Source organism: Simplicispira metamorpha (assembly GCF_004341365.1).
Lineage (GTDB): Bacteria > Pseudomonadota > Gammaproteobacteria > Burkholderiales > Burkholderiaceae_C > Simplicispira > Simplicispira metamorpha.
Window position 1 is genome coordinate 1 of record NZ_SLXH01000051.1, and the last position, 8,446, is coordinate 8,446.

An 8,446-nucleotide genomic window follows, 5' to 3' on the forward strand; every position below is an offset into this window, starting at 1 on the left:
GCGCACCAAGCCAGCAGGCGCTCGGCCTCGCGCTTGTAGCTGTCAAAGGTGTGGGGGCTGTCCTGGTGCCGCAACAGCCAGCCAGAGACCGCATCGAGGTCGTTGTCCGCGCGGGTCAGCGTGCGCGCGCCGGCATTGGCTGCGGGCCGTGCTGGCAGAGCAGTTAACCCATCGGATGTCCAGGCTGGGGGCAGGAGGGCAGGGGTGGTCATCAAGTGGATGCAGTCCTGGTTTCGTCGAGCAGATAGAGAGCCTGCCCTACAAGCTCTGCACCTCAAAGCCCACCACGCTGCGCGTTTGCTGGCTGAACTCCACGCCAATGAGGTGGATGGGCTCGTAGCGCGCAATCGGGCTGTTGCGGTACCAGTCGTTGGGGATGCTGGCAAAGAACGCGCCAAACAATGTGTGCAGCCCAGAAAAATCGTTGGCTTGCAGCAGGCGGTAGAGCTGGCCGGTCTGGCGGTCGGTGGCCGAGGTGCCGCCCTTCAAGGCCTTGAGCAGTGCGCCGTTGAGGCTGGCCTGCACCTCCAGATTCGGGTATTTGAGCGTGTACTCAATGCGCGCGCCCATGGCAAATTCGGACGCAATCGTCAGGTAGCCCGCCTGGAACAGCAGCGCCTCGGGTGCCAGGGCATCGACATCGAAGGTGCTGAGCAAGTCTTCCATGGCCACGGTCTGGCCCAGCTCGGGGGTGAAGGTGTGGTGCTGGGTCAGCACATCAATCAAAAACGTGGGCGTGCCGGTCTCGAACCAGTAGGGCTTGAACTGGCGCTCCTGGAACAGCAACAGCAGGTCAAACGGGTTGTAAACACTCTGGCCCGTCCAGTTGTAGCCGTTGTACCAGCGGCGGATTTCGGTGCGATCCAGACCGGGCAGCTCCGGGGCAAACACCGTATCGACATCGGCATCGGTGTAGCCACACAGGGCGCTGTATTCGCAGGAGACGGTGATGTCGCGCAGGTTGTTCAGCCCCGAGAACAAGCTCACTTTGCTGAACTTGCTCACGCCCGTCAGCATGGCAAAGCGGATATGCGCGTCGGCGTCTTTGATCACCGAATACAGGTTGCGCAGGCCATCGCGCATCTGCCGTGCGGTATCGCTATCGGTGATGTTGTCCAAAATGGGCTTGTCGTATTCATCGACCAGCACCACTACGCGCTGACCGGTCTGGGCGTGGATTTGCTGCAGCAATTCGGCAAAGCGCCCCGAGATGCTGCGCTGCGCACAGGCTACGCCCCAGCGTTGTTGCAGGTACTGCAAGGTTTCTTCGATTTTGATGTCCAGCGCCTCGCGGCTGTGCAGTACGCCAGCACCAAAGCTGATACGCACCACCGGGCTGCGCTGGCTCCAGTCCCAGTGCGCTTCAGCGTGCAGCCCGGCAAACAGGGCCTGATTGCCCTCGAACAACTCGGCTATGGTGTCGATGAGCAGGCTTTTACCAAAGCGGCGCGGGCGGCTCAGAAAGTAGTGCGTGCCCTCATCAATCAGCCGCAGGATGTGCGGCGTTTTATCGACGTAGTAACAGCCATCTTCGCGCAGCCGGGCAAAGGTCTGGATGCCAATGGGCAGCTTGCGGCGGGGCAGGGGGGTGTCGGGGCAGCGCATGTGGGCCATTGTGGCATTCCCAAATCGCTACGCATTCACCCGGGCGCATTGTCTGCGCTGTCATCACCCGCCCTCTGCATCTTGCGATAAAGAGGGGGGCGTCTTGCCCCCGATGGCGCCTCAGCCGATCCCGTCGTTCAGCAGCGCTGTCCCTGTCGCATTCGATGGCAGCCCCACCAGTGCCGCCGTGCTCACTTCCTCCGCTGGCAGGAATCGATCGTGGTACTCCTGCGACTGCACGAACGCCTCAATCGCCCCTAGCGCATCGCCCTGGCGGCTGTCAATGGCATCGAGCCAGTGCGCGTAGCCGCCCGGCTCCGGTGTGCGCCCCAGCAGGCCGACGTACAACAGTGTCACGCTGACTTCTTCGCGCATGAGTTCCTGGTATTCCTGGGACTGCGCAAACCCGGCCAGCGCCTCGCCGCGTGTGGTACCCGCGCCCAGTTGCTCCAGCCAATAGGCTTTACCCGCTTCGTCCGGGCTGCGACCGAGCACGTTCTGGTACAGCGTGTCGAGGAATCCCACGTTGTCCAGGCTGCCGTACTGGTTCTGGAATTCGCTGCTGTCGGCAAAGCCCTGTGCCACTTGCTCCAGGCTTTGGCCTTGGCTGAGCATCTGCTCCATCCAGTGGTTCATGCCCGCTTCGTCGGGGATGCGCTCAAAGGCGGCAAAGTACAGGCGGGCCAGGGCGCCAGCGTGGGTCTGGAATTCGGGTGAGTCCAGGAAGGCTTGGGCCACTTGGACGCGGCTTTGCGCGCCGCTGTCGAGCACTTGTTGCCAGTAGGCCAGTCCTTCGCCTTCGGCCTCGCGGAACAAGGTGTCGCGGTACAGCTGCATGGCGTAGAACTTGGTGCTGGCAAAGACGTCGTTGTCTTTGGTGCCTACGCTCAGGCCATGGGCTGCCTCTAGGGCGTCGGGGAACTGGTCGTTGTCGCTGTCGGCTGACGGTGGCCCCTCTTCATTGACGTCGGTCACGCGCAGCGTGAAGTCGGTGCGCACCGGGCTGGAGCCGGCCACCGTGCTGTCGGCCACGCTGACGCTGACGTCGTAGCGGCTCTGGGTCTCAAAGTCCAGCACCGTGCCGGCCTGGAGGTAGAGCTTGCCGACACTGACTTCAAAGCTGCCCGCATCCTTGCCCGAGAGCGTCACTGTATTGCTGCCCAGCGCATCGTCAGTGATGTTCAGGCTGGCCACTTCGCGCCGGCTGGCGATGCGGGTGTTCTCGGCCAGGCTGGTGCTGCTGCGGCTCAGAGCCACAGCGCTGGGCGCTTCGTTGACGTCGGTGACGCTGACAGTGACGGCTTGGGTCGCGCTCAGCGGGGCAGCGGCGTTGTCGGTGGCGGTGACGCTAAAGCGGTAGCTGGCTTGGGCCTCGTAGTCGGCGCTGGCCTTCAAGGTGACGGCGCCGCTGTTGCTGTCGATGTTCAGCAGTGCTGCATCCGTGCCCGAGAGGCTGTAAGTCAGGCTCTGGCCTGCATCCGCATCGGTGGCGCTGGCCTGGTAGATGGCGGTGCTGGTGGGCGCGTTCTCGGCGACGCTGGCGGTACTGCCCGAGGTGATGACCGGGGCGCTGTTGCTGGCATCGGGGGGCAGTGGCAGGTAGCCAGGGGCGCCTGGGTCGGTGATGGTGCCGTCGGCGGCACCATCGCTGTCGAACTGGCCACCGTCCTCGATGACAAAGTCCAGGCGGGTTTTGCCGTTCTCGTTGACCACGCGGCCACCGTTGGCCGGGTCGGCCAGGTTGACCCAGGCGCCGCTGGTGTTTTGCTTGAAGTAGCCGTTGATGCCCAGCGCACCATCCAAATAGAAGCTGAAGCTTCCCGTGCTGCCTTGGGTAGCAACCGTAGCCGTAAAGCTCAACAGGCCCAGCGGCGCATTGAAGCCCTCGGGCAGATCGTCGGGCGCATCTTGCTGGCCGATGCTGGTGATTTGCACATTGCCGGCGTTGGAACCCACCTGACCGTTTTGGCTGCCGACGACCAAAGTGACGGGGGTTTTAGGGGCGCCGGGCTGGTTGCTGACGCTGCTGGTCTGGCGAAAGTTCAGCGAAGTGACCTGGGACTGCTCGCTGTCTTTGATGCCGTCGCCGTTGCCATCGCCGGCCACTGCGGGGCCGCCGTCTTGGGGGGGGATGCCTGGGATGCTGTCTTCTTCCTCGGCAGAAACGCCGTCATCGTCATTGTCGGCGGGTGGGGGAGGAGGTGGGGGCTCGCCGCCACCTTCGGCCACGTCGGTGACGGTGACGGTGAGGCGCTGGTAATCCGTACCGCCCTTGCCATCGCTGACCTTGACGGTGACGACATAGGTGTTATTGCCGACCGTGTCGCCCTGATCCTGCGGGCTCTCAAAGTCGGGGGCGCTGATAAAGCGCAGGGCGCCGCTATGGGGGTCGATCTGGAATTTCTGAGCGTCATCGTTTTGCGGGATGGCTGCCAGCGTGCGGCCACTGATGAGGCCTTCGGGCGCGAGGATGCTGTAGGTCAGGGTGTTGCTGTCGGCATCGGTGGCGGTGACCGTGGTCACTGCCGTGGTGTTTTCGGGGATGCTGATGGCGGCGGCATCGTTGCCGCCGTTGCTGGTAATCACCGGCGCGGCGTTGCTGGCCGCCGTGAAGTTGTAGGTCGTGTTATCGGCAATACCGGCAAAGGCGTTGTTGGCGCTGTCCTTCAGTGCCGTGGCGTCGATCTGGATGGCGTATTGCTTGCCAGCGAACAGCGCGTCGGTCGGGTTGAGGGTCAGGGTCTTGCCGCTGATGGCGACCTTGCCATCGCCGCTACCCTGTGCAGTCGTGACGTCGAAGGTCTCGACCGTCGTGCTGTCGGTGACGTTGTAGAGCGTGATATTGCCGGTGCCGAAGGCGATGTTTTCCGAGAAAACCAGGGCGGGCGAGGCGTTGACCGCAATATTTGTGGCGTCATCGGCCGGGGTGGCACTGCTGAAGGTCGGCGCGACGTCATCGACCACGGTGATGGTCAGCGCTTCTTCATAGGTCGCGTTGGCGCTGTCCTTGGTTTGCACGCGCACCAAGTAGCTGCCCGCCGCTAGGTTGGCGGCATTGTTGGCGCGCAAGCTGCTGCCGCTGAGGTTGAACGAGGCGTTGTCGGTGTCCCCCGTTCCCGCCACCAGGCTGTAGGTGAAGGTGTCGCCAGTATCGGTGTCGGTGGTGCTCAGGGTGCCGACAGTGACATTGGCACCGCCGCTCTGGTTGACCGAAGCGTTGGTGATGGCGATGTCGGTGGGCGCATCATTCCCCGCCGCCACCGTGATCGTTGAGCTCACCCCGGTTGAACTGGCGCTGCCGTCATTGACCACCCAGGTTACGGTGCGGTTGCCGGTGTTGGGGTTGTCGGTGTTGGTGTTCTGATAGGTCACCGATTCCAGCGCGGCTTCGTAGTGCGCCTTGGTCGCCGAACCGCTCAGGGTCAACACGCCGGTGCTGCTGTTCCAACTGCCGCTGATGCCGTTCTGTGCGGTGAAGGCCAACACATCCTCGCTGCTGACATAGCCCGTCGAAATCGTTACGGTGGCCGAAGCAAGGTTGCTGTCGTCGGCGTCGCTCAGCGTCAGCGTGCTGTCGATCATCGTGGCCGCATCGCCTTCGGTAAAGGCCAGGGTGCCGCCGGCATCGGTGAGGCTCGGCGCGTCATTCACTGCCGTCACGCTGATCGTCTTGGTGACGGCGACGCTGTTTGTGCTGCCGTCGTTCACCACCAGGGTGAGCGTGCGGTTCGCCGTATCCGGTGTATCCGAAGTATTGGTGTAAGTGACGGCCCGCAGCGCGGCCTGCCACTCAGCCAGCGTGGCGCTTGCGCCGGCTGAGGTCAGCGTCAGCACGCCGGTTGCCGCATCGTAACTGGCAGCGACGTTGCCCATTGTGGAACTATCGTTGCTGAAGGCCAGCAGGTCTTCGCCGCTGCGGAAGTTGCCGGTGATGGCCACGGTGGCGCTGGCCAGCGTGGCGTTGTCGGCGTCGGCGAGGGTGATGCCGCTGTCCACCACCACCGGCGTGCTGGTGACGTTGGCACCTTCGGTAAAGACCGTGGTGCCGCCACTGGTGGTGGCGACGGGCGCATCGTTGACGGGCGCCCGCAGGGTGAAATCGTTGCCATCGCCACCGGCATAACTGGCTCGCAGCACGGTTCCATTGCCGCCCGCCGCCAGCGTGCCCGCTTGCGCCAGGCCGCTGAAGGTGCCGGTCACGGCATCGGCTGCGTCGTTGGCGATGAGGACATAGCTGTCGCCTGGGCCTGGCACGTAGCCATGGGTCACCGAAAGCGTGGCGCCAGTGACATCGGCGGCCCCGTTGACGACCACCTGGTCGTACCCCGTCCCGGCCGTGGTGCCGTTGATCTGCGCGGCCAGGGTGCTGCCCGCTTGCATGCTCAGGTTGCCGTTGATGGTCAGCACGCCCGTGCCTGCGCCGCCGCCGGGGGACAGCGTTGCGCCGTTTGAGATGGTGACGTTGCCGCCGATGCTGCCGCTGCCGCCCAGTGTGCCCCCGCTGTTCACAGTGACGGCGCTGGTGTCGCCAATGGCCGCACCGCCGCTGGCGTTCAGGGTGCCGGCGTTCACATCCACGCTGCCCGTATGGCTGTTGTTGCTGCCCGACAGGGTCAGCGCACCCGCACCGCTCTTGACCAGCGCACCCGTGCCGGCCAGCGCGGTGTCGATGGTGGCGGTGTTGCCCGCGCCATTGACCACGGTGAGCGTGGCTCCGGCGCCCACGGTCAGCGTGCTGCCCGACAGCGTCACGCCGCTGGCGGCGCTCAGGTCCAGCGTCAGGCTTTCGTTGAGGGCTACGTTGCCCGCCAGCGTCAGGGTCTGGCCGGCCAGGCTGGGGGCGAAAACGATGGTCTGGCTGCCGGTCGCACCGGCGGCGATGGCGATGGCCTCGCTCAGGCTGACGCCATTGCTCGGGTCGATGGTGGCCGTGTCGGTGGCGTTGGTGACGTAGATGGTGTCGCTGGTGACCGTTACATCCGCCGTGGCGCTGGCGGTGCCGTCGCTCAGCGTGAAGCGCAGTGCCGCATCACCCGTGGGCGTGTCGTTGCCGTACGTGATGTGCCGCGCCACGTCGTTGACCAGCGCGGTCGTGGCGGCGGTGTCGCTGCTGGTAAAGCTGATATTGAGCACGCCGCCGGTGTAGGTGTAAGTGGCAAACGTGAGCCCAGCCATCTGCAGATTGGCCCCGCTGACGGTAAACAGGCTGCCCGATGTGTTGAACCCGAGCACATCGGCGCTGACGGCCGAGCCTGCGCGCTGCACCGTCAGCGACGCGCCCGACCAGTCGCCATTGCCGCTGTTGAGCGCGCCCAGTTCGGTATCGGCCAGCACCGTGTTGCTCGAAACGTCCAGCGTGACCGTATTGCCCACGCCCGCCCAGGCCACGCTGTCGCCGTTCAGGTTGGTGAGGGCGGGGGCGGAGTTTGCGAAGATGAAGCTCATCACCGTCCGATCGGCCAGCGGGTCCAGTGAGTTGCCCGCCCGGGTCAGCGCGGGGTCCGGCAGCCCGGCATGGAAGCGATCGCCGACCCGGGTGACGAAGCCCTTGCCGTCGGAATCGACAAAGGCGTCCGGCTCGATCACCACGTAGTAGCTGGTGCCGGGGTCAAAGCTGCCGTTTGGATTGATGCTCACCGTGGAGGCCGTGGCATTGCCGCTCAACGACACCCGCGCATCGCTCGCGACGAAGGCCTCGAACACAGTGTCGTTGCCATAATTGCCGTCGCCGTTGTCGATGCGGATGGAAATGGTGCCCGTCCCCTTGCTCAGCGTGGTGCTGTGGCTGAAGGTGAGGACCAGGTTGTCGTTGGCATTGGCGGTACCGTTTGCCGGCGGCGTGAAGGATGTGAGCGTGGGCGGCGCGTCGTTGTTGCCGTAGTAGAGGTCGTTGCCAGCGCCTGTAATGCGCTGGTAGTAGTCAAGGTCGCCGTCGTTGTCGTAGTCGGCGACGCGCACGCTGGAGAAGCTGATGTTCAGCCCGGTCACGCCAGCCGGGATGGCTTGCGACGAGCTGAAGCTGCCGGCGCCATCGTTGCGCCACAGCGTTACGGCGGTCGCCACGCCTCCCTCCTGGGTCAGGATGTCGATGTCGCCGTCGCTATCGAAATCGCCGACCTGCACAAAGGAGAAGTTCGTAGTGCCGCTGTCGGAGAGCGGCAGCGCGCCGGGCGAGAAGCTTTGCGCAAGAACGGTGCCGAATTCCTCCCACGCTTGCGCGTGAACGGCGGCCTTTGCCGACACCGTGCCGATGATTACCTCGAGCACGGCGTTGCCGCCGGCAGCGCTGCTGCCGGTCAGGTCGTTCGAACCCGCAACATCCGCACCCGTGGCCTGCGCGAGCGAAGCCAGCAGCCTTGCCCCGCTTTCGCCGCGGCCGACATCGCACCCATAGAGAAGGATGTCGCCACCGGCGCTCAGGCTGTCCCCGATGGTGGCCAGGGTGGCCTGCTGTGCATCCAGCGCCGCCTGGTCCAGCATCAGGTTGCCGAGCTGCACCCGCCCCTGCGCACCATGGCTGATGACGTGGATGGCATCCAGCCCGGTGCGCCCTTGCAGATGCGCCGCCATCTGCGCCAGGCCGTCCTGCCCGGCTTGCAGAAACACCACCTCGGTTCCGGGGTCCAGCCCTTGCAGCAGGGTGGCGGCGTCTTGTACGCGGCTGTCGATGAAGACGATGCTGCGGGCAGGGCTGGCGGTGGTGGCAATGTCGGTCATGGCAGTCTTCCTTGGGATTATTTGAGTGTTTTTGGGGATTGCGAAAAAGGTATTTTTATGCAATCTTTCCGCATTTGTGCGAGGTTCAACAGATGAGTCTGATCTGCCCCCAGTGCCAAAGCAG

2 protein-coding genes and 1 pseudogene are annotated in these 8,446 nt (G+C 64.5%); all 3 read right to left on the reverse strand.

What is annotated here, in order from left to right; translation table 11 throughout:
* Positions 1 to 212: pseudogene (locus EV674_RS17020) on the reverse strand (tyrosine-type recombinase/integrase); the annotation flags it as partial.
* Positions 213 to 258: 46 nt separating this feature from the next.
* Positions 259 to 1,614 carry an ATP-binding protein gene (locus EV674_RS17025; RefSeq protein WP_241525046.1) on the reverse strand — a complete coding sequence of 452 codons (1,356 nt, stop codon included), beginning with the start codon at positions 1,612 to 1,614 and terminating at the stop codon, positions 259 to 261.
* A gap of 111 nt (positions 1,615 to 1,725) precedes the next feature.
* On the reverse strand, positions 1,726 to 8,322 hold the full coding sequence (locus EV674_RS17030; protein WP_119014868.1) for a DUF4347 domain-containing protein: 6,597 nt from the start codon (positions 8,320 to 8,322) through the stop codon (positions 1,726 to 1,728).
* Between the last annotated feature and the right edge of the window lie 124 nt (positions 8,323 to 8,446).